Source organism: Pseudomonas sp. 210_17 TE3656 (assembly GCF_054821965.1).
The window spans coordinates 4,675,919-4,693,900 of record NZ_JBTRBC010000001.1; the positions used below are offsets into that span (position 1 = coordinate 4,675,919).

General features: G+C 60.7%; 21 protein-coding genes, 1 tRNA gene and 1 pseudogene. 15 read left to right on the forward strand and 8 right to left on the reverse strand.

The annotated features are described in order from the left end of the window. Window positions 1–21 precede the first annotated feature (21 nt). Complete coding sequence (locus tag ACVI9W_RS21755) at window positions 22–1,347, reverse strand: alginate export family protein (protein ID WP_461531155.1); 1,326 nt, start codon at window positions 1,345–1,347, stop codon at window positions 22–24. 262 nt (window positions 1,348–1,609) lie between these two features. Here ACVI9W_RS21755 and ACVI9W_RS21760 point away from each other — a divergent pair. Continuing rightward, window positions 1,610–1,686 (forward strand) — tRNA-Val (locus tag ACVI9W_RS21760). A gap of 60 nt (window positions 1,687–1,746) precedes the next feature. Here the strand turns inward: ACVI9W_RS21760 and ACVI9W_RS21765 are convergent. Beyond that, entirely contained in the window at window positions 1,747–2,208 is a 462-nt protein-coding gene (locus ACVI9W_RS21765) for a cysteine hydrolase family protein (protein WP_157192020.1), read from the reverse strand. Between the two features lie 158 nt (window positions 2,209–2,366). On the opposite strand from ACVI9W_RS21765, the gene ACVI9W_RS21770 reads away from it, so the two are divergent. The 3 genes and pseudogenes from ACVI9W_RS21770 (at window position 2,367) to ACVI9W_RS21780 (ending at window position 3,647) form a co-directional block, all read left to right on the forward strand. Beyond that, window positions 2,367–2,936, forward strand: a complete 570-nt coding sequence (locus ACVI9W_RS21770; protein ID WP_038609573.1) for an SPOR domain-containing protein — start codon at window positions 2,367–2,369, stop codon at window positions 2,934–2,936. A 155-nt stretch (window positions 2,937–3,091) separates the two neighbouring features. Further along, a pseudogene (locus tag ACVI9W_RS21775) lies at window positions 3,092–3,208 on the forward strand (GNAT family N-acetyltransferase); the annotation flags it as partial. A 13-nt stretch (window positions 3,209–3,221) separates the two neighbouring features. Beyond that, window positions 3,222–3,647 (forward strand): GTP pyrophosphokinase, encoded by a 426-nt coding sequence (locus tag ACVI9W_RS21780; RefSeq protein ID WP_461531156.1) that lies wholly within the window; start codon window positions 3,222–3,224, stop codon window positions 3,645–3,647. 3 nt (window positions 3,648–3,650) lie between these two features. Here the strand turns inward: ACVI9W_RS21780 and ACVI9W_RS21785 are convergent, their stop codons facing one another. From ACVI9W_RS21785 to ACVI9W_RS21795, 3 genes are all read right to left on the reverse strand, one after another. Beyond that, a complete protein-coding gene (locus ACVI9W_RS21785) occupies window positions 3,651–4,343 on the reverse strand; it encodes an endonuclease (RefSeq protein ID WP_461531157.1) in 693 nt (230 codons plus the stop codon). 6 nt (window positions 4,344–4,349) lie between these two features. Then, entirely contained in the window at window positions 4,350–4,619 is a 270-nt protein-coding gene (locus ACVI9W_RS21790) for a DUF1654 domain-containing protein (protein WP_461531158.1), read from the reverse strand. Between the two features lie 166 nt (window positions 4,620–4,785). After that, window positions 4,786–5,874: an asparaginase gene (locus tag ACVI9W_RS21795; protein WP_461531159.1), complete on the reverse strand. Its 1,089-nt coding sequence runs from the start codon at window positions 5,872–5,874 to the stop codon at window positions 4,786–4,788. A gap of 334 nt (window positions 5,875–6,208) precedes the next feature. Here ACVI9W_RS21795 and ACVI9W_RS21800 point away from each other — a divergent pair, with 334 nt between their 5' ends. The 7 genes from ACVI9W_RS21800 to ACVI9W_RS21830 all read left to right on the forward strand — a co-directional run bounded on the left by ACVI9W_RS21800 (window position 6,209) and on the right by ACVI9W_RS21830 (window position 13,153). Further along, complete coding sequence (locus tag ACVI9W_RS21800) at window positions 6,209–7,165, forward strand: substrate-binding domain-containing protein (RefSeq protein WP_461531160.1); 957 nt, start codon at window positions 6,209–6,211, stop codon at window positions 7,163–7,165. A 47-nt stretch (window positions 7,166–7,212) separates the two neighbouring features. Beyond that, the gene (locus tag ACVI9W_RS21805; RefSeq protein WP_461531161.1) at window positions 7,213–8,763 is read left to right on the forward strand and encodes a sugar ABC transporter ATP-binding protein; all 1,551 of its coding nucleotides are present in this window, start codon (window positions 7,213–7,215) and stop codon (window positions 8,761–8,763) included. Further along, on the forward strand, window positions 8,760–9,752 hold the full coding sequence (locus tag ACVI9W_RS21810) for an ABC transporter permease (protein WP_342624995.1): 993 nt from the start codon (window positions 8,760–8,762) through the stop codon (window positions 9,750–9,752). Before ACVI9W_RS21805 ends, ACVI9W_RS21810 begins: the two co-directional genes overlap by 4 nt. A gap of 3 nt (window positions 9,753–9,755) precedes the next feature. Next, window positions 9,756–10,778, forward strand: a complete 1,023-nt coding sequence (locus tag ACVI9W_RS21815) for a LacI family DNA-binding transcriptional regulator (protein WP_038609599.1) — start codon at window positions 9,756–9,758, stop codon at window positions 10,776–10,778. A gap of 13 nt (window positions 10,779–10,791) precedes the next feature. Then, a complete protein-coding gene (gene rbsK, locus ACVI9W_RS21820; protein WP_461531162.1) occupies window positions 10,792–11,700 on the forward strand; it encodes a ribokinase in 909 nt (302 codons plus the stop codon). Continuing rightward, on the forward strand, window positions 11,697–12,101 hold the full coding sequence (gene rbsD, locus ACVI9W_RS21825) for a D-ribose pyranase (protein ID WP_038609605.1): 405 nt from the start codon (window positions 11,697–11,699) through the stop codon (window positions 12,099–12,101). The genes rbsK and rbsD overlap by 4 nt, the downstream gene beginning before the upstream one ends. 77 nt (window positions 12,102–12,178) lie before the next feature. Continuing rightward, window positions 12,179–13,153 (forward strand): nucleoside hydrolase, encoded by a 975-nt coding sequence (locus tag ACVI9W_RS21830; RefSeq protein ID WP_461531163.1) that lies wholly within the window; start codon window positions 12,179–12,181, stop codon window positions 13,151–13,153. On the opposite strand, the gene ACVI9W_RS21835 is transcribed toward ACVI9W_RS21830, so the two are convergent. Beyond that, entirely contained in the window at window positions 13,125–13,331 is a 207-nt protein-coding gene (locus ACVI9W_RS21835; protein ID WP_157192032.1) for a hypothetical protein, read from the reverse strand. The genes ACVI9W_RS21830 and ACVI9W_RS21835 overlap by 29 nt on opposite strands. A gap of 190 nt (window positions 13,332–13,521) precedes the next feature. On the opposite strand from ACVI9W_RS21835, the gene ACVI9W_RS21840 reads away from it, so the two are divergent. Together ACVI9W_RS21840 and ACVI9W_RS21845 are read left to right on the forward strand one after the other, a co-directional pair. Continuing rightward, entirely contained in the window at window positions 13,522–13,824 is a 303-nt protein-coding gene (locus ACVI9W_RS21840; protein WP_461531164.1) for a hypothetical protein, read from the forward strand. 145 nt (window positions 13,825–13,969) lie between these two features. Then, window positions 13,970–14,281 (forward strand): I78 family peptidase inhibitor, encoded by a 312-nt coding sequence (locus ACVI9W_RS21845; protein ID WP_461531165.1) that lies wholly within the window; start codon window positions 13,970–13,972, stop codon window positions 14,279–14,281. 184 nt (window positions 14,282–14,465) lie between these two features. On the opposite strand, the gene ACVI9W_RS21850 is transcribed toward ACVI9W_RS21845, so the two are convergent. Continuing rightward, entirely contained in the window at window positions 14,466–14,678 is a 213-nt protein-coding gene (locus ACVI9W_RS21850) for a cold-shock protein (protein WP_003179963.1), read from the reverse strand. Between the two features lie 159 nt (window positions 14,679–14,837). After that, window positions 14,838–15,134 (reverse strand): hypothetical protein, encoded by a 297-nt coding sequence (locus ACVI9W_RS21855; RefSeq protein WP_461531166.1) that lies wholly within the window; start codon window positions 15,132–15,134, stop codon window positions 14,838–14,840. Between the two features lie 318 nt (window positions 15,135–15,452). On the opposite strand from ACVI9W_RS21855, the gene thrS reads away from it, so the two are divergent. Together thrS and infC are read left to right on the forward strand one after the other, a co-directional pair. Continuing rightward, window positions 15,453–17,375: a threonine--tRNA ligase gene (thrS, locus tag ACVI9W_RS21860; RefSeq protein WP_461531167.1), complete on the forward strand. Its 1,923-nt coding sequence runs from the start codon at window positions 15,453–15,455 to the stop codon at window positions 17,373–17,375. Then, window positions 17,375–17,926 carry a translation initiation factor IF-3 gene (gene infC, locus ACVI9W_RS21865; protein WP_274293471.1) on the forward strand — a complete coding sequence of 184 codons (552 nt, stop codon included), beginning with the start codon at window positions 17,375–17,377 and terminating at the stop codon, window positions 17,924–17,926. The genes thrS and infC overlap by 1 nt, the downstream gene beginning before the upstream one ends. Window positions 17,927–17,982: the final 56 nt, after the last annotated feature.

The following is a 17,982-nucleotide window of genomic DNA, read 5'->3' on the forward strand; positions in this document are numbered from 1 at the left end:
GCTGCCGCCACCCGCGAGGCTTCAGAAGGAGGTAGCAAATATCAGCTGGCTGTACAGGTTGTTGCTGTTGCTGCCCAGTTGGGTGCCGCCTTGTTCTGCGCTCTTGTCCGGTTGGTACAGGCCAACGAGCGGCATCACCATCAGGTGCTCGTTGACGGCCCATTCGGCATACAGGTTGAATTCCTGGCCGTCGGTATTGCCAAGGTTACGGTCGATGGTGTCGAAGTTGAACGCCAGCAGGCCGATGTTCAGGTTTTCCAGCGGCGATACCTTGAGCTCGACTTTCTGGACGCGCGTGTTGCTGTTGAACGGGCCGGCATAGTTGCCGGCGACCTCACCCTGGAACCAGGTGCCGTAGCCACGGCTAAAACCATTGAACAGTGGGTCGTAGCCTTGCGAGTAGCGGCTGTAGCGATAGCTGACGTTCGGCGACCAGGCGACGTCGGCGAAGGTCCAGCCGGCCTCCAGATACCAGGCGTCTTCAGTGCTGGTGTGGGGTTTGTCCTGCTTGGCGTATTCGCCGGAGAGGAACAGGTTTTCCACTCCGGCGTTGCCGGCGGCGCGCAGGCTGTAAGTCTTCATGCCGTCGCGTTCAAGTTGTGCCGGCGACGCGAACTCTTCATCCACGTCGGTGGTGTCGATGTAGGTCAAGCCTACGGTGCCGGCATCGGCCACGTGCTCCAGGGTCGCTACGTACATTTCGGTCTTGGCCTGGGCGCGGTTGTCCGACTTCAGCCACATCAGGTCGCTGCGCCAGCCTTGTTTGCCACCCAGGCGCAGCACGGCGGTCTGGTCAAAGGCTTTGCGCGCGGCCAGGTAGTAGGCGCCACCGCGATTGAATTCGCCATCGGCCAGGCCTTTACCGAGGTTGAGCGCATCGCCCTGGATCAGGAAACCGTCACCGACGCTGATGTTCTGGCGACCGAAGGACAGGTCAATCCCGTCTTCGCCAAGGCTTTGCAGCAAATTGCCGGAGCGCCAGCCGAGGTAGGCGTCTTCGATTTTGGTGGTGCGCTCGGAGCCATCGCTGAAGCCTGCGGCATCGCCATCCCCCCAGGTTCCTGAGCTGAGCAGCGAGAATGCGCCATAGGCGCTGCCGGCACCGCCCAGACCCTGGTCGCCACTGAGTCCATATTTGATGTACCCCTCGCGCCAGGAGGACGAGCCTTGTTGCAGGCGTCCGCTGATGGCGTAGTTCTCCTCGCTGTGGAACATCCCGAACACCGCTTCGAGATTGGCGTTCAGGTGGCTGTTGTCATCGGCATACAGCTCATAAGCGCTGGCTTGAGTGGCAGCTGCGAGCAGCAGGGCGAGCGTGGAGAGGCGAAGCAAGGGCGACTTGTGCATGGACGGGGTTCCGTTCTTATTAGTGTCGGCGAGCAACTCGGTTGAGTTGCTGCGGATACTAAGTCGTCGCTTCGGGCTGTCCTTTTGCCTGCTTGCCATCCGTTTGCGTGTGTCTGCCAGATTGTCTGTGCAGCTCAAGCGCTTGTTCCCAAGCGGCAGGCGCCGCGTTTTCAGCGCAGACTAAAGCTGCTGATTTTTTTGGTTTTTTTATAAGATTTCGCTTTACGACAGGTACAGACCTGCGTATTATGCGCCCCACAGCAGGCACATAGCTCAGTTGGTTAGAGCACCACCTTGACATGGTGGGGGTCGTTGGTTCGAGTCCAATTGTGCCTACCAAATCTCGACAGAAAGGGCGATCCGAAAGGATCGCCCTTTTTGCATTCTGCTGCGCCTGGATTACAGCTCGGCGCTGGTTGTGGTGTGGCCAAAGTGGTGGGTCCACAATTGGGCGCCCAGTTGCCCGCTGCGGTCCAGGGATGAGCCGACGGTCAGGTCGGTAATCAGCGTTGGGGTCAGCCCGGCGTCGAACAGGGCAAAGCCTGCAGCCAGCACGCAGGTATCGGTCTGGATACCGCACACCAGCACGCGCTCGGGGTTGAGCTGCCTGAGGTGGGCGATGGTTTCTGGCGACGGGCTGTAGCCGTACTTGATGAACACCTGGTCGGCGGCGATCAGGCTGTCGTCATCCTTGGCCGGTTGCCAGCCGAGCTGGCGCTGGAACGGCGTGCGGCTTTCATCATGACGCTCGACCGTGGCCACCGAGGGCATGCGCCCAAGCAGGCTGTTGATGCCGTCGATCAACCATTGCGGCGGGTTGAACGAGGGTTGTACGTCGATGATCAGCAGTGCCTGGCGCATAGGGATCCTTTGGTGGCGTTGGCCTTATCGCGGGGCAAGCCCGCTCCCACAGAGCTCACCTGTGGGAGCGGGCTTGCCCCGCGATAAGGCTACCGATTGTAACCTTTGCCCTGCGCACAAATGCTAAAATCCGCCGCTTGTATCCAGGAGATAGACGCGTGCGCAAAGTGGCGATGGTAATGGCAGTACTGGCTCTGGCCGGCTGCGAAAATGCAGTCGAAGGCGTGCACAAGCAGATTGCCGAGCAGTTGCCCAATCCGAAGACGGCCAAGTTCGGCAACGTGCGCATCGACAAGCAGGGCACGATCTGTGGTCAGGTGCGCAGTAAAGATGACGCCGGTACCTTTTTGCCTTACCGCAGCTATGTGGCTTTCAAACAGGCCGACGGCTACGAAATCGTCCTCGCCGACAAGGGCAGCAACCTGCGCATTCGCGAAGCCTGTGGCGGTGCCGAGCTGCAACGCAGCGCCGAAGCCATGGCCGATAAACCCGCCCCTGAAGGTTGGGATGTCGAAATCGTGCAAGGCCCGAACATGGGCGCCCTGAGCGACATGACTGCACGTCTGATCGAAAAACAGATCCCTTCGTCAGTGGTGTACCGCGACGGCAAACCGGTGGTATTGCTTGGTCCGTTCCCAAGTAAAGCCGAAGCTGAAGCGAAGCAGGCTGATGTGATGGCGCGACTGGGTACTGACTCGATCGTCATCCAGCACGACGCGCCGCGCTAGCCAGCAGCTTTCCCGGCCCCGTACACTCACGGTTCAACGCAAGGAGAGCCGTGACGATGAAGGAAGCATCCCCCGCCATTACCCTGCAGCGCGCTACTGAACAGCACATCGAAGGGCTGGTCGCGCTGTACAGTCATCCGCAGGTAACCCGCCAGGCCCTGTATAAGCGCCATGGCTTTGAAGTCGAAGGACATTTGCGTGACTATGCTATGCGTGACGGCAGGTTGACCGATGTCTACAGCAAGGCGCGTCTGCAAAGACGCGAACGTTGAGCGGGAGGGCCTTATGTCTACGCTGGAGCGAGCCATTGCGGTGGCAGCCAGGGCACACGAAGGGCAGCAGGACGAGGGCGGCGCCGCCTATATCCTGCACCCGTTGCGGGTGATGATGCGGGTCTCGACCGTCGAACAGCGCATCGTTGCGGTGTTGCACGATGTGCTTGAGGATTCCCCCATGACTTTGTCGGACCTGGCGCGCGAGGGCTTTGCCCTGAAAATCCTCGCGGCGGTGCAGGCATTGAGTCGCCGCGATCAGGAAAGCTATGAGGCGTTCGTCATTCGCCTGGGCGGCGATCCGTTGGCGCGGGTAGTGAAACTGGCTGACCTTGCCGACAACAGCGACCTCTCGCGCATCGCCATCCCCGGCCCTGAAGACATGGCGCGCCTGGCCCGTTACCAGCAAGCCAGCGCCTACCTGCAGACGCTGGCCTGATGATTAGCCGCAGGCGCTGAGGTTGACCGGGCCGACAAACGCGTTGCCGTGCCCCATCACACAGGCCACCCGCTGGTTGCGCTGGCGCTCCCAGGGCTGCGGCGGGTAGGTCTTGTTCCAGGCTTCATAGAGCTGGCGGTCCTGTTTCGACAGTTTGAGGTTGTACTGCTTGCTCATATAGAAGTAGGTGCGCGCGATCATGCCGCGAATCGACGGCCGCGGCATGACCTTCTTGGCCTTGAAGTCGATCTGGGTCAGGCATGAGCCGTACTGCCCGCGCTGCTCGGGCAGCCAGCCGAAACTGAAGTTGCTGCGGTCACCGTTGACCTCGCCAATGCTCGGCACCAGGTTGTGCAGGTCGGCTTCGGCGCGTTGGTAAACCTTGTCGTTGCGCGTGCAGTTCTTGCGCCCGCCGTCTTGCCAGCACTGGCGCTGATGGCCGATCTGCCAGGCCGGAACGATATGCTCCCATTCGATGCGCGAAGCGCGGTTGGCATTCTTGCGCGGGACATAGCCGCACGCAGCGAGGTCGACCTTGTTGCCGTTGTATTTGCAGCCACAGTAGAACTCGGTGGACTGCGGTGCATACAAGCGCCAGGCGACCTTCTTGGCTTCGTTGAAGGTGCGCGGTGCATCGGCGTAGGCGGTGGTGACACTGAACAGCAGGCAAGCGACTGCAAAAAACGAAACTCTCATGCCGGTTCAGTCTTCCTTTGGCACAACCCAGAAAATCTGCACGCCACCGTCATCGCGATAGGCGAGGGTGACGTTGTCGTTCTCGCCGATTTCCTCGAGCAGGGTGGCCCAGTCATCAGGTGACTCGTGCTCCAGGCGGAAGATCAGCGCGGCGCGGGACTTTTGCGCCGTCGGTGAATTGATGATTTTCTGGATGCGGATGCCCAGTTGCTCGTAACTGCTGGCAGGGGCGGAAGTGGTGGCCACGAAACGTTCCTTATTTAGCTGTATGCGCATACAGTATTTTACTGTAAGCAATTTCGCAACAGCTCGTCAGTGAAAGAGCGCATGTGACCGCAAACCGCGCAGTTTGCTGCGGTCTGTTTAAAGTTTTTTTGCGGAGAGTGGAGGAGGTACGCTTGCCCGTCCTACAGGGCGGGCAAGCGTCGGCGGGGTACTGGACTCAGTATTCCCAGAAGATCCGCTGCAGCTCTTTGCTGTCCTGGGTCTTGGTCAGGGCGACCATGGCCAGGATCCGCGCTTTTTGCGGGTTCAGGTCGTGGGCTACGACCCAGTCGTTCTTGTCGTCAGGCTGCTCGGCGTTGCGCAGTACGAAGCCGCCGGCGTTGACGTGGGAGGAACGAATGATCTGCACGCCTTCCTTGCGCAGTTCCTGCAGGGCAGGCACCACGCGCGACGACACCGAACCGTTGCCGGTGCCGGCGTGGATGATCGCCTTGGCGCCACCTTGAGCCAGCGCCTTGTAGGCGGTGTCGGTCACGTTGCCGTAGCCGTAGGCGATGTCCACCTGGGGCAGGCTGCTGATCTTCTTGATGTCGAATTCCGAATCCATGGTGTGGCGCTTGGCTGGCAGGCGGAACCAGTAGGATTTGCCTTCGACCACCATGCCCAGCGGGCCCCATGCGCTCTTGAAGGCTTCGGTCTTGATGTTGACGGTCTTGCTGACGTCGCGACCCGACTGGATCTCGTCGTTCATGGTCACCAGTACGCCTTTACCGCGCGAGTCTTTGTTGCTGGCAACGGCCACGGCGTTGTACAGGTTGAGCATGCCGTCGGCGGACATCGCGGTGCCCGGGCGCATCGAGCCGACGACCACGATCGGCTTGTCGGTCTTCTCGACCAGGTTGAGGAAGTAGGCGGTCTCTTCCAGGGTGTCGGTGCCGTGGGTGATGACGATGCCGTCGACGTCCTTGCTGTCGGCCAGCTCAGCCACGCGCTTGCCCAGTTGCAGCAGGTTGTCGTTGCTGATGCTTTCAGAGGCGATCTGCATCACCTGTTCGCCGCGCACATTGGCAAGGTTTGCCAGTTCCGGAACACCGGCGATCAGCTTGTCCACCCCCAGCTTGGCGGCCTGGTAGGTCGCGCTGTTGGCGGCGCTGGCGCCGGCGCCTGCGATGGTGCCACCGGTGGCGAGGATCACCACGTTGGCCAGTTTCTGTTGGTTCTCGACTTCCTTGGCGTTGACGCCTGCGGGCAGTAACAGCAGCAGGGCCAAAGCGCCCGGAACGAAGGAATTAAGCGCAGCTTTCATCGTTGATCTCTCTTATGACTGGAGTTCGCTGTGTAACCCGCAGGAAAGAGCAGAAATCGAGCCAGCTCTGCCGTTCGTCGTATTTCATGTTCAATCTATTGATTTATATGAGCTTTCATTTGACGTGACAAAGGCGTACGAGGGGCTTGGCGTTCGAAAACCCGAGTAACCCTATCTGGGGGGTTCGGTTTTCCGAGTAATTTGACGATAATTCCCACAGGCAACTTCCAGCAAGTTTGCGCCGTCGAATTTGACAAAGTCTGGTTGCGTTCCCATAGTGAGTTAACGCAAACGTTTGCGACCCGATAAAAATCATAAGATTCGGAGTAAATACATGAAGCTGCCGTTCGCAGGACGCCTTTTGGCGGTCGCCGTACTGTCCTCGCTCTCCCTCGCAATGCCCTTGTCCCAGGCCCAGGCCGACGACGCCAAGCCGAAAGTGGCGCTGGTGATGAAGTCCCTCGCCAACGAGTTCTTCCTGACCATGGAAGACGGCGCCAAGGCGTATCAGAAAGAACACGCGGGCGAATTCGAGCTGGTTTCCAACGGCATCAAGGACGAGACCGATTCCGGCAATCAGATTCGCATTGTCGAGCAGATGATCGTTTCCGGGGTCAACGCCCTGGTCATTGCCCCAGCGGACTCCAAAGCTCTGGTGCCGGTGGTGAAAAAGGCCATGGACGCCGGCATCACCGTGGTCAACATCGACAACCGTCTGGACCCTGACGTCCTCAAGAGCAAAAACCTCAGCGTACCGTTCGTAGGCCCGGATAACCGCAAAGGCGCGCGTCTGGTGGGTGAGTACCTGGCCAAGGAGAAACTCAAGGCCGGTGACGAGGTCGGCATCATCGAAGGTGTTTCGACCACCACCAACGCCCAGCAGCGCACCGCCGGCTTCAAAGACGCGATGGAAGCCGCACAAATCAAGATCGTCTCGGTGCAATCGGGTGACTGGGAAATTGCCAAAGGCAATGCGGTTGCCGCCTCCATGCTCAATGCCCACCCCGAGCTCAAGGCGCTGCTGGCCGGTAACGACAGCATGGCCCTGGGCGCCGTTTCGGCGGTGCGCGCGGCGGGCAAGGCTGGCCAGGTTCAGGTGGTCGGCTACGACAACATCAATGCGATCAAACCGATGCTCAAGGACGGCCGTGTGCTTGCCACCGCCGACCAGTACGCCGCCAAACAGGCGGTGTTCGGCATCGAGGCGGCGCTGAAGATGCTCAAAGGCGAAAAGCCTGAAGTGGACGCCGACAACGTCATCCAGACCCCGGTCGAATTGGTCACCCAGTAGCGGCATGGCGTGCGCCTGCCCGACGGCGGGCGCCAGGAGATCAAGCAATGTCAGCGACTGCGGATGTCGTGCTTTCAGTCAGCGCAATCGGCAAAACCTACGCCCAGCCGGTGCTCGGTGATATCGAGCTGAGTCTGTATCGCGGCGAGGTATTGGCCCTCACCGGCGAGAACGGTGCGGGCAAGAGTACCCTGTCGAAAATCATCGGCGGCCTCGAGCTGCCGACCACCGGGCAGATGCACTATCAAGGGCAGACTTACCAGCCCGGCAGCCGTGCCGCTGCTGAGCGTCTTGGCGTGCGCATGGTCATGCAGGAACTCAACCTGCTGCCGACCCTGACGGTGGCCGAGAACCTGTTTCTCGACAACCTGCCCAGCCGTGGCGGCTGGATCAGTCGCAAGCGCTTGCGCGAGCAGGCCCGTGCCGCCATGGCTCAGGTCGGTCTCGACGCTATCGACCCGGACACCCCGGTCGGCGAACTGGGCATCGGCCATCAACAGATGGTGGAAATTGCCCGCAACCTGATCGGCGACTGCCATGTGCTGATTTTCGATGAACCCACGGCCATGCTCACCGCGCGTGAGGTCGAGTTGCTGTTCACCCAGATCGAACGCCTGCAGCAGCGTGGGGTGGCCATCGTCTACATCTCTCACCGCCTGGAAGAGCTCAAGCGCATCGCCCAGCGCATCGCCGTGCTGCGCGATGGCAAGCTGGTGTGCGTCGAGCCCATGGCGCGCTACAGCAGCGCAGAGCTGGTCAACCTGATGGTCGGCCGCGAACTGGCCGAGCACATTGACCTGGGCCAGCGCCAGATCGGCGCGCCGATTCTCAAGGTCAATGGCCTGAGCCGCGCCGACAAGGTGCGTGACGTTTCTTTCGAGGTGCGCAGCGGCGAAATTTTCGGCATCTCCGGGCTGATCGGTGCCGGTCGCACCGAACTGCTGCGTTTGATCTACGGTGCCGACCGCGCCGACAGCGGCGCTATCGAGCTGGGCCAGCCATTGCGCCCGGTGCAGATCGATTCACCGGTAGCCGCAGTGCGCGAAGGCATCGCCCTGATCACCGAAGACCGCAAGGGCGAAGGCCTGCTGCTGTCGCAATCGATCAGCGCCAACATCGCCCTGGGTAACCTTCCGGCGATTTCCCGCGCTGGCGTACTCGACGGTAATGCCGAACGTGAGTTGGCCCAACGCCAGATCAGCGCCATGCGCATTCGCAGTTCCAGTCCCGATCAGGTGGTTGGCGAGCTGTCCGGTGGCAACCAGCAGAAAGTGGTCATCGGCCGCTGGCTGGAGCGCGATTGCACGGTGCTGCTGTTCGACGAACCGACCCGTGGCATCGACGTCGGCGCCAAGTTCGACATCTACGGCCTGCTCGCCGAACTGGCGCGCCAGGGCAAGGCGCTGGTGGTGGTCTCCAGCGACCTGCGCGAGCTGATGCTGATCTGCGACCGCATCGCTGTGCTCAGTGCCGGACACCTGATCGACACCTTCGAGCGCGAACATTGGACCCAGGATCAACTACTGGCCGCAGCCTTTGCCGGCTATCAGAAACGTGATGCGTTGCTGCACGAAGCGGCACCCAGGACAACCTCATGAAAACCACTCCAGTGGACACCGCTGCCCCCGGCGCCAAGCGCAACAGCAGCTATTACGGCCTGGGTACCTACCTGGGCCTGGCGGGCGCCTTGCTGGCAATGATTGTGCTGTTTTCCTTCCTCAGCAGTCATTTCCTCTCTTACGGCACCTTCAGCACCCTGGCCAACCAGATCCCCGACCTGATGGTCCTGGCGGTCGGCATGACCTTCGTCTTGATCATTGGCGGCATCGACCTCTCGGTCGGTTCGGTGCTGGCTCTGGCGGCCTCGGCGGTCAGCGTGGCGATCCTCGGCTGGGGCTGGAGCGTGCTGCCGGCCGCGTTGCTCGGCATGGGCGTGGCGGCGCTGGCCGGGAGTATTACCGGATCGATCACCGTGGCCTGGCGGATTCCATCGTTCATCGTCTCCCTCGGCGTGTTGGAAATGGCCCGCGGCCTGGCTTACCAGCTGACCGACTCGCGCACTGCCTACATCGGCGACGCCTTTGCCTGGCTCTCCAATCCGCTGGCGTTTGGCGTATCGCCGTCGTTCATCATCGCCTTGCTGGTGATCATCCTTGCCCAACTGGTGCTGACCCGCACGGTGTTCGGCCGCTACCTGATCGGCATAGGCACCAATGAAGAAGCGGTGCGCCTGGCCGGTATCGACCCGCGTCCGTACAAGATTCTGGTGTTCTCGCTGATGGGGCTGCTGGCCGGCCTTGCCGCACTGTTCCAGATTTCCCGCCTGGAAGCCGCCGACCCCAATGCCGGCTCCGGCCTTGAACTGCAAGTCATCGCCGCCGTGGTTATCGGCGGCACCAGCCTGATGGGCGGGCGCGGTTCGGTGATCAGCACCTTCTTCGGTGTACTGATCATCTCCGTGCTGGCCGCCGGCCTGGCCCAGATCGGCGCATCAGAGCCGACCAAACGCATTATCACCGGGGCGGTCATTGTGATCGCCGTGGTCCTCGACACCTACCGTAGCCGACGTTCAAATCGGCGGAACTGACCCATGGCAACTATCAAAGATGTCGCGGCACTGGCGGGGATTTCCTATACCACCGTGTCCCATGTACTGAACAAGACCCGACCGGTCAGCGAGCCGGTGCGCCTGAAAGTCGAGGCGGCCATCGCCGAGCTCGACTACGTGCCCAGCGCCGTCGCCCGTTCGCTCAAGGCGCGCAGCACCGCCACCATTGGCCTGCTGGTGCCCAACAGCGTCAACCCGTACTTCGCTGAGCTGGCCCGTGGCATCGAGGATGCCTGCGAGCGCAACGGCTACTGCGTGATCCTGTGCAACTCCGACGACAACCCGCAAAAGCAGCGCAGCTACCTGCGCGTGCTGCTGGAGAAACGCATCGACGGCTTGATCGTCGCCTCGGTGGGTGAAGACAGCGACCTGCAGGGCAGCCTGGCCAATGTGCGTACACCGATGGTGATCGTAGACCGTGCCCTGGAAGGGGTTGAAGCCGATCTGGTCAGCATCGACCACGAGCAGGGCGCTTACCTGGCGACCCGGCATTTGCTCGAACTGGGCCATCGTGAAATCGCCTGCATCGGCGGCCCGGCCAGCACCAGCACCGCACAATTGCGTCTGGCCGGCTTCCGGCGTGCCTTGGCTGAAGCCGGGGTTGCGGTTGCCGACGAGCACATCGTCAACAGCGATTTCACCAGCCTGGGCGGTTATGCCGCCGCCGCGCAGTTGCTCGACGGCCAGCGGCCGACGGCGATCTTCGCCGGTAACGACATGATCGGCATCGGCGTGCTGCGCGCCGCCGCCGAGCGCAACATCTGCGTACCCGGCGAGTTGTCGGTGATCGGCTTCGACGACATCCAGCTCAGCCGCTACGTATTCCCGGCGCTGACCACGGTCGGCCAGTCGATCCGTGAGCTGGGCGAGAGCGCTGCCGCCCTGTTGCTGTCGCGTATTGCCCAACCGCTGCGCGGCGCGCCGGAGCAGCGCATCGTCGCGCCGAAGATCGTGCTGCGCGAGTCCACCGCACCACGCCCAGACCTATTCAATGAATACCGCTGAGAACAGAACAGTCATGCACGCCAAGGTAGTAGTGGTAGGTAGCCTCAACATGGACCTGGTAGCCCGCGCCCAGCGGCTGCCGCGTGCCGGCGAGACCCTGGCAGGCGAGTCGTTTGCCACCGTGCCGGGCGGCAAGGGCGCCAACCAGGCGGTGGCCGCGGCGCGCCTGGGGGCGGCGGTGGCGATGATCGGCAACGTCGGCGACGATGCCTACGGTCAACAGCTGCGCCAGGCCTTGCTCGACGAGCAGATCGACTGCCAGGGCGTAGCAGTGTGTGCAGGCGTATCGAGCGGCCTGGCGCTAATCGTGGTCGACGCCAGCAGCCAGAATTCCATCGTCATCATCCCTGGTGGCAACGGCCAGCTGATGCCTGAATCGGTGCAGGCCTTCGATGCCTTGCTGCAAAGCGCCGAAGTGATCATCTGCCAGCTGGAAGTACCTGCGCAGACCGTGGCCTACACCCTGGAGCGTGGTCGTGCCCTGGGCAAAACGGTGATCCTCAACCCGGCGCCCTGCACGGGGCCTTTGCCGTTGAACTGGTACGGCGCAATCGACTACCTGATCCCCAACGAAAGCGAAGCACAGGCGCTGACCGGGCTGCCGGTGACTGATCTTGCCAGCGCCGAAGCAGCCGCCAGTCACTTGCGCAGCCTCGGGGTGAAAAACGTCATCGTCACCCTTGGCGCCCAGGGGGCTTTGTTCGCCAATGCCCAGGGCTTCAAACACTTCCCGGCGCCGGTGGTGCAGCCAGTGGACACCACGGCGGCGGGCGACACCTTTGTCGGTGGCTTTGCCGCTGCGCTGGCACGCGGGGCGGAGGAGGGCGAGGCGATTGCTTTCGGGCAGCGCGCTGCGGCCCTGTCGGTCACGCGCGCCGGTGCGCAGCCTTCGATCCCTTACCTGGCCGAGTTGCAGCCATGAAAAAAACGCCCTTGCTCAATATTGCCCTGTCACGGGTCATCGCCTCGCTGGGGCATGGGGACATTCTGGTGATCGGCGACGCCGGTTTGCCGGTGCCGCCCGGTGTCGAGCTGATCGACCTGGCGCTGACCCCCGGGATACCGGACTTTGCCAGTGTGCTGCGCACTGTGCTGAGCGAGATGCAGGTAGAAAGCCATGTGCTCGCCGAAGAAATCTTCAAGGCCAATCCCCCCGGCCTGACCGCCATCGAGCAGTGCCACGCGCATGGCCAGCTCGGTGTCCGCAACCTGCTTAGCCACGCCGAGTTCAAACAGCTCAGCCGTGGTGCCCGCGCCGTGGTGCGCACGGGTGAATGCCAGCCTTACAGCAACATCGTCTTGATCGCTGGCGTTACTTTCTAGAAGCTTGCCTCACAAGGACCTGTCCGATGATTGAATGGATTCAACCTGCCAAACGTTTGCTCCAAGGAGTACTGCTGATGTCCCTGCTGTCGGCAGGTGCCGCCCAGGCCGCACCGATCGATCTGATTATCGACACCGACCCCGGTGCCGACGACGTGGTGGCCTTGCTGCTGGCCATGGCTTCGCCCGATGAACTGAAGATTCGCGCCATCACCACCGTGGCCGGCAACGTGCGCCTGGACAAGACCTCGCGCAATGCACGGCTGGCCAGGGAGTGGGGTGGGCGCGAGGACATTCCGGTGTATGCCGGTGCGCCCAAGCCGTTGCTGCGCACGCCCATCTATGCGGCGGATATTCATGGCGAGGAGGGCTTGCCCGGTGTTCCGGTGCATGAGCCCAAGGCAGGACTGGCCAAAGGCAACGCCGTTCAGTACCTGATCGACAGCCTGGGCAAGGCCGAGCCGCACAGCATCACGGTAGCCATGCTAGGCCCGCAGACTAACCTGGCCCTGGCGCTGATCCAGGCGCCGGAAATCACCAAGGGCATCAAGGAAGTGGTGGTGATGGGCGGCGCTCACTTCAACGGTGGCAACATCACCCCGGTGGCCGAGTTCAACCTGTTCGCCGACCCGGAGGCCGCTGAAGTGGTGCTCAGCAGCGGAGTCAAACTGACCTACCTGCCGCTGGACGTCACTCACAAAGTGCTGACCAGCGACGCGCGCCTCACCCAGCTGGCGGCAGTGAACAACCAGGCCAGCAAGCTGGTGGTGGACATTCTCAATGCCTACATCAAGGCCGACATGGACCATTACGGCATGCCCGGCGGTCCGGTGCATGATGCCAGCGTGATCGCCTACCTGCTCAAGCCTGAGCTGTTCAAGGGGCGGCAGATTCATATGCAGGTAGACAGCCGCGCAGGCCCGACCTACGGCCAGACCATTGCCGATTGGTACAACACCCTGGAGCAGCCGAGCAACGTGATGTGGATCGACAGTGGTGATGCCCAGGGCTTTTTTGACCTGCTCAGTACGCGGCTTGCGCGTCTGAAGTAGCGTGCGTATAGCGCTCAAAGACCTGATCGACGAAGCTGCGCGCAGCCTCGTTGCCCAGGTCTTTGACCAGCAGGTCAACAGCAATCAGCATCAATTCTTCGGCGCTGGCCGGGCTGTAGGCGCTCTGGCCCTCGGGCCATTTGACCTTGATGTCGGCATCGATGATGTGGCTTGTCATAAGCGGTTCCGGAAAAACTGCGCGCACTGTGGGTTCAAATGCCGGGCCCTGGCGTTTGAAAGGGGAGGCTTGATTGCGCTCCGCCGTAGGCTGCAGTAAATCATGCCGATGCCTGCCAAGGCACTGCGACTTAGGCATAAGCGCGGGGGTCGTGGCAAACTAACGGTTTCCAGCTAGTCGGAACAGCGCTGTGCAGATCGATTTGAACAACCCCGAACAGTTCACCCTTGAGGCCGTGCGCAGCATGCTTGGCGCTGGCAGCAATGCGGTGCACAACCAGCTGCGGGTCAACCGTGGCGGTATCGCCTGGCTGTCGCAGGTGGTTGGTGGTCGCGAACTGGAGGGCCTGGCCTTTCGTCTGGAAACCTGGGCGGCTGGCTCCGGCTGCGTCGGTGAACAGGCCGCGGCGGACGAGCGCTGGGTGTTGCAGGTGTTCAACGTGTTACAGGCCAACTGGCCGAAACCCTCGAGCGATTACATCGACCTGTACTGAGTTGCGACGGCATTTGTGCAAAATCCCGTGACGATTGCGCTTTTACCTGAGTGCGCTGGCTCAGGCAGACTTGATGGGTTTTGAAACAAAAAACCAGCGAGACTGTCAGATAGGCAGCAGTATTTCCGTATTTAAAGGAGGATTCATGTTCCGTGCATCATTGATGAGCCTGTTGGCGGTTGCCGTTCTGTCCGGTTGCAGCAGTACCGGCGGTTCGTCGTCGAAGGCGCCAGAGGCCGCGGCGAACAACGATGGTCGTTGCGAGGCGCGTGGCGCTGAGTTCGCCATCGGCAAGCAGGCGACCCCGGCGTTGGTCGAGCAGGCGCGCAAGGCCAGCGGCTCGCAAATGGCGCATGCACTTGGGCCGCGTGATGTCATGACAATGGATTACCGCTCCGAGCGCTTGAACCTGCACACCGATGCCCAGGGCGTGGTCACCAGCGTCAACTGCGGCTGAAACCCTGGTGGGAGAGGGCTTACTGTGGGAGCGGGCTTGCCCCGCGATACGATTCGCCTGAAAAAATGCAATCGCGGGGCAAGCCCGCTCCCACCGCTCCTGGCCTGGCTCGATGCTCCTGTGGGGCAAAAAGCAGGCACAAAAAAACCCGCCACAAGGACGGGTTTTTTTATTCGGTCAGAGCTTACTCTGGACGAACTTGTGCAGCCTGCATGCCCTTCTGGCCTTTTTCGGCAACGAAGGAGACAGTCTGGCCTTCCTTCAGGCTTTTGAAACCGTCGGATTCGATAGCCTTGAAGTGAACGAACAGGTCGTCGCCGCCACCTTGTGGAGTGATGAAGCCGAAGCCTTTCTCATCGTTGAACCATTTTACGGTGCCGGTTTGGCGATTAGACATGGGTGTATCTCCAAGAAACATGATTTTCAGTAGTGCGGTGTTGCCGAGGCCAACAGGGTGCACCAAGACATCATAGTCTAATTATGGGCTTGTAGCCCCTTTTACCTTCGCAGATTGCTGATCTGGAGCAAAATAGCGATGGATTACCTGGCCAAAGGCCTATTTTTTCTGGGCGCAGGCGGCCGCAACCTTTTCTTGCGCGCTCTTCATTACCGCAGCATCCACGCCATCTTCCAGGGTATTGAGGTCCTTGATCTGCGCGTCGGTAAGGTTTTTTTCCAGCACCTTGCCGGCGCAGCTGCAGTACCCTTCAGCTTTATCCTTGGTCAGGCCTTGCTTTTGCGCTTGTGTCACGCAGGACATCTGATAGTCGGCGGGCAGCTTGCTGGCACCGGCGCTTAGCGGTAGCAGCAGGGCAGAGACAGCCGCCAGGGCCAGAAGTGACTGAACTCGCATAACCAAACACTCCTTGAGTTGGGTCTTTCAAGAGTAGGACGCTTCACAAGCTCTGAGCGGAAAATTTCCGTTCAAGTTCCCCGCAATCGCCGCAAAGCTTTGTGCTAGCATGCTCAGCTCGGAAACGCGCCAGCACCTGCTGTAGCGCCGCTCCCAACTTTTTTATTCCAGTCACTCTGGTTCGTTCCCTGGCAGGCTTTCGGGCTTCTGCCACTGTGAGGCAGGCTTTGCTTGTGCAAAGACAGGGGCGGATCGCGTACTGGCTCATCCCAACCCACGTGACCTTTGGTAGGGGTCACCACTAGGAGAGGAGGCGCCATGCCCATTATTACTCTTCCCGATGGCAGTCAACGTTCTTTCGACAAGGCCGTATCCGTAGCCGAAGTCGCCGCATCCATTGGTGCCGGCCTGGCCAAAGCCACCGTCGCCGGTAAAGTCGACGGCAAGCTGGTCGACGCTTGCGACCTGATCGAACACGACGCCAAACTGCAAATCATCACGCCCAAGGACGAAGAGGGACTGGAGATCATCCGTCACTCGTGCGCCCACCTGGTCGGCCACGCGGTCAAGCAGCTGTACCCGACCGCAAAAATGGTCATCGGTCCGGTCATCGACGAAGGCTTCTATTACGACATCGCCTACGAGCGTCCTTTCACGCCTGACGACATGGCTGCCATCGAGCAGCGCATGCAGCAGCTGATCGACACCGATTACGACGTCATCAAAAAAGTCACTCCGCGCGCCGAAGTGATCGAAGTGTTCAAGGCCCGCGGCGAAGACTACAAGCTGCGTCTGGTCGAAGACATGCCGGATGAACAGGCCATGGGCCTGTACTACCACGAAGAATACGTCGACATGTGCCGCGGTCCGCACGTGCCGAACACCCGTTTCCTGAAATCGTTCAAGCTGACCAAGCTGTCCGGCGCCTACTGGCGCGGCGATGCCAAGAACGAGCAGCTGCAGCGCGTCTACGGCACCGCCTGGGCCGACAAGAAGCAGCTGGCTGCCTACATTCAGCGCATCGAAGAAGCGGAAAAACGCGATCACCGTAAAATCGGCAAGCGCCTGGGCCTGTTCCACCTCCAGGAAGAAGCGCCGGGCATGGTGTTCTGGCACCCGAACGGCTGGACCCTGTACCAGGTACTGGAACAGTACATGCGCAAGGTTCAGCGCGAGAACGGCTACCTGGAGATCAAGACTCCGCAGGTTGTTGACCGTTCGCTGTGGGAAAAGTCTGGCCACTGGGCCAACTACGCCGACAACATGTTCACCACCCAGTCGGAAAACCGCGACTACGCCATCAAGCCAATGAACTGCCCTTGCCACGTGCAGGTGTTCAACCAGGGCCTGAAGAGCTACCGCGAGTTGCCGCTGCGTCTGGCCGAGTTCGGTGCCTGCCACCGTAACGAGCCGTCCGGTGCCCTGCACGGGATCATGCGCGTGCGTGGCTTCACTCAGGACGACGCACACATCTTCTGCACCGAAGAGCAGATGCAGTCCGAATCCGCTGCGTTCATCAAGCTGACCATGGATGTCTATGCCGACTTCGGCTTTACCGACGTCGTGATGAAGCTGTCCACTCGCCCTGAAAAGCGCGTCGGTTCCGATGAACTGTGGGATCGCGCCGAAGCTGCCCTGGCGGCCGCACTCGACAGCGCAGGCCTGCCGTACGACCTGCAGCCGGGCGAGGGCGCCTTCTACGGTCCGAAGATCGAGTTCTCGCTCAAGGATTGCCTGGGTCGTGTCTGGCAATGTGGTACCCTGCAGCTCGACTTCAACCTGCCGATCCGTCTCGGTGCCGAATTCGTCTCCGAAGACAACGGCCGCAAGCACCCTGTGATGCTGCACCGCGCGATCCTCGGATCGTTCGAGCGCTTCGTCGGAATTCTCATCGAGCACTACGAAGGTGCGTTCCCGGCTTGGCTTGCGCCAACCCAGGCGGTGATCATGAATATCACCGACAAACAGGCTGAATTTGCTCAGCAAGTGGAAAAAACTCTGGCCGAAAGCGGTTTCCGTGCCAAGTCCGACTTGAGAAATGAGAAAATTGGCTTTAAGATCCGCGAGCATACCTTGCTCAAGGTTCCTTATCTCCTGGTTATCGGGGATCGGGAAGTCGAAACGCAAACTGTCGCTGTGCGTACCCGTGAAGGTGCAGACCTGGGCTCGATGCCCGTCGCCCAGTTCACGGAATTGCTCGCGCAAGCGGTTTCCCGGCGTGGTCGCCAAGATTCGGAGTAATTACTATTAAGCGTGATATGAGACAAGACAAACGAGCTGCACCGAAGGCCCCGATCAACGAGAATATCTCGGCACGTGAGGTTCGGTTAATTGGCGCTGACGGTGAGCAGTTGGGCATCGTCTCGATTGAAGAAGCGCTTCGTATCGCTGAAGAAGCGAAACTGGATCTGGTAGAAATTTCTGCTGACGCTGTACCCCCTGTCTGCAAAGTCCTCGACTACGGCAAGAGCCTGTTCGAGAAGAAAAAGCAGCAGGCTGCGGCGAAGAAGAACCAGAAGATCATCCAGATCAAAGAAATCAAGTTTCGTCCAGGGACGGAGGAAGGGGATTACCAGGTAAAACTACGCAACCTGGTACGTTTCCTTAGTGATGGGGACAAGACCAAGATCTCTCTGAGATTCCGTGGTCGTGAGATGGCCCACCAGGAGCTGGGTATGGAACTGTTGAAGCGGATCGAAGCTGATCTCGCCGAATACGGGACCGTCGAACAGCATCCGAAGATGGAAGGACGCCAGCTTTTGATGGTCATCGCCCCCAAGAAAAAGAAATAACCACCAGGGCACGGCAGGCCTTGCGGTTATGTTTATCAACTGAATGCGGAGTATCC

Bases quoted from the DNA above. Each gene is read 5' to 3' on its own strand.
- ACVI9W_RS21780 (WP_461531156.1), top strand. From the start codon at position 3,222: ATGTCTACGCTGGAGCGAGCCATTGCGGTGGCAGCCAGGGCACACGAA.
- ACVI9W_RS21850 (WP_003179963.1), bottom strand. From the start codon at position 14,678: ATGTCTAATCGCCAAACCGGCACCGTAAAATGGTTCAACGATGAGAAA.
- ACVI9W_RS21785 (WP_461531157.1), bottom strand. From the start codon at position 4,343: ATGAGAGTTTCGTTTTTTGCAGTCGCTTGCCTGCTGTTCAGTGTCACC.
- ACVI9W_RS21830 (WP_461531163.1), top strand. From the start codon at position 12,179: ATGTCCCTGCTGTCGGCAGGTGCCGCCCAGGCCGCACCGATCGATCTG.
- ACVI9W_RS21835 (WP_157192032.1), bottom strand. From the start codon at position 13,331: ATGACAAGCCACATCATCGATGCCGACATCAAGGTCAAATGGCCCGAG.
- ACVI9W_RS21790 (WP_461531158.1), bottom strand. From the start codon at position 4,619: ATGCGCATACAGCTAAATAAGGAACGTTTCGTGGCCACCACTTCCGCC.
- ACVI9W_RS21855 (WP_461531166.1), bottom strand. From the start codon at position 15,134: ATGCGAGTTCAGTCACTTCTGGCCCTGGCGGCTGTCTCTGCCCTGCTG.
- ACVI9W_RS21755 (WP_461531155.1), bottom strand. From the start codon at position 1,347: ATGCACAAGTCGCCCTTGCTTCGCCTCTCCACGCTCGCCCTGCTGCTC.
- ACVI9W_RS21795 (WP_461531159.1), bottom strand. From the start codon at position 5,874: ATGAAAGCTGCGCTTAATTCCTTCGTTCCGGGCGCTTTGGCCCTGCTG.
- ACVI9W_RS21810 (WP_342624995.1), top strand. From the start codon at position 8,760: ATGAAAACCACTCCAGTGGACACCGCTGCCCCCGGCGCCAAGCGCAAC.
- rbsD (WP_038609605.1), top strand. From the start codon at position 11,697: ATGAAAAAAACGCCCTTGCTCAATATTGCCCTGTCACGGGTCATCGCC.
- ACVI9W_RS21815 (WP_038609599.1), top strand. From the start codon at position 9,756: ATGGCAACTATCAAAGATGTCGCGGCACTGGCGGGGATTTCCTATACC.
- ACVI9W_RS21805 (WP_461531161.1), top strand. From the start codon at position 7,213: ATGTCAGCGACTGCGGATGTCGTGCTTTCAGTCAGCGCAATCGGCAAA.
- ACVI9W_RS21845 (WP_461531165.1), top strand. From the start codon at position 13,970: ATGTTCCGTGCATCATTGATGAGCCTGTTGGCGGTTGCCGTTCTGTCC.
- rbsK (WP_461531162.1), top strand. From the start codon at position 10,792: ATGCACGCCAAGGTAGTAGTGGTAGGTAGCCTCAACATGGACCTGGTA.
- ACVI9W_RS21765 (WP_157192020.1), bottom strand. From the start codon at position 2,208: ATGCGCCAGGCACTGCTGATCATCGACGTACAACCCTCGTTCAACCCG.
- ACVI9W_RS21800 (WP_461531160.1), top strand. From the start codon at position 6,209: ATGAAGCTGCCGTTCGCAGGACGCCTTTTGGCGGTCGCCGTACTGTCC.
- thrS (WP_461531167.1), top strand. From the start codon at position 15,453: ATGCCCATTATTACTCTTCCCGATGGCAGTCAACGTTCTTTCGACAAG.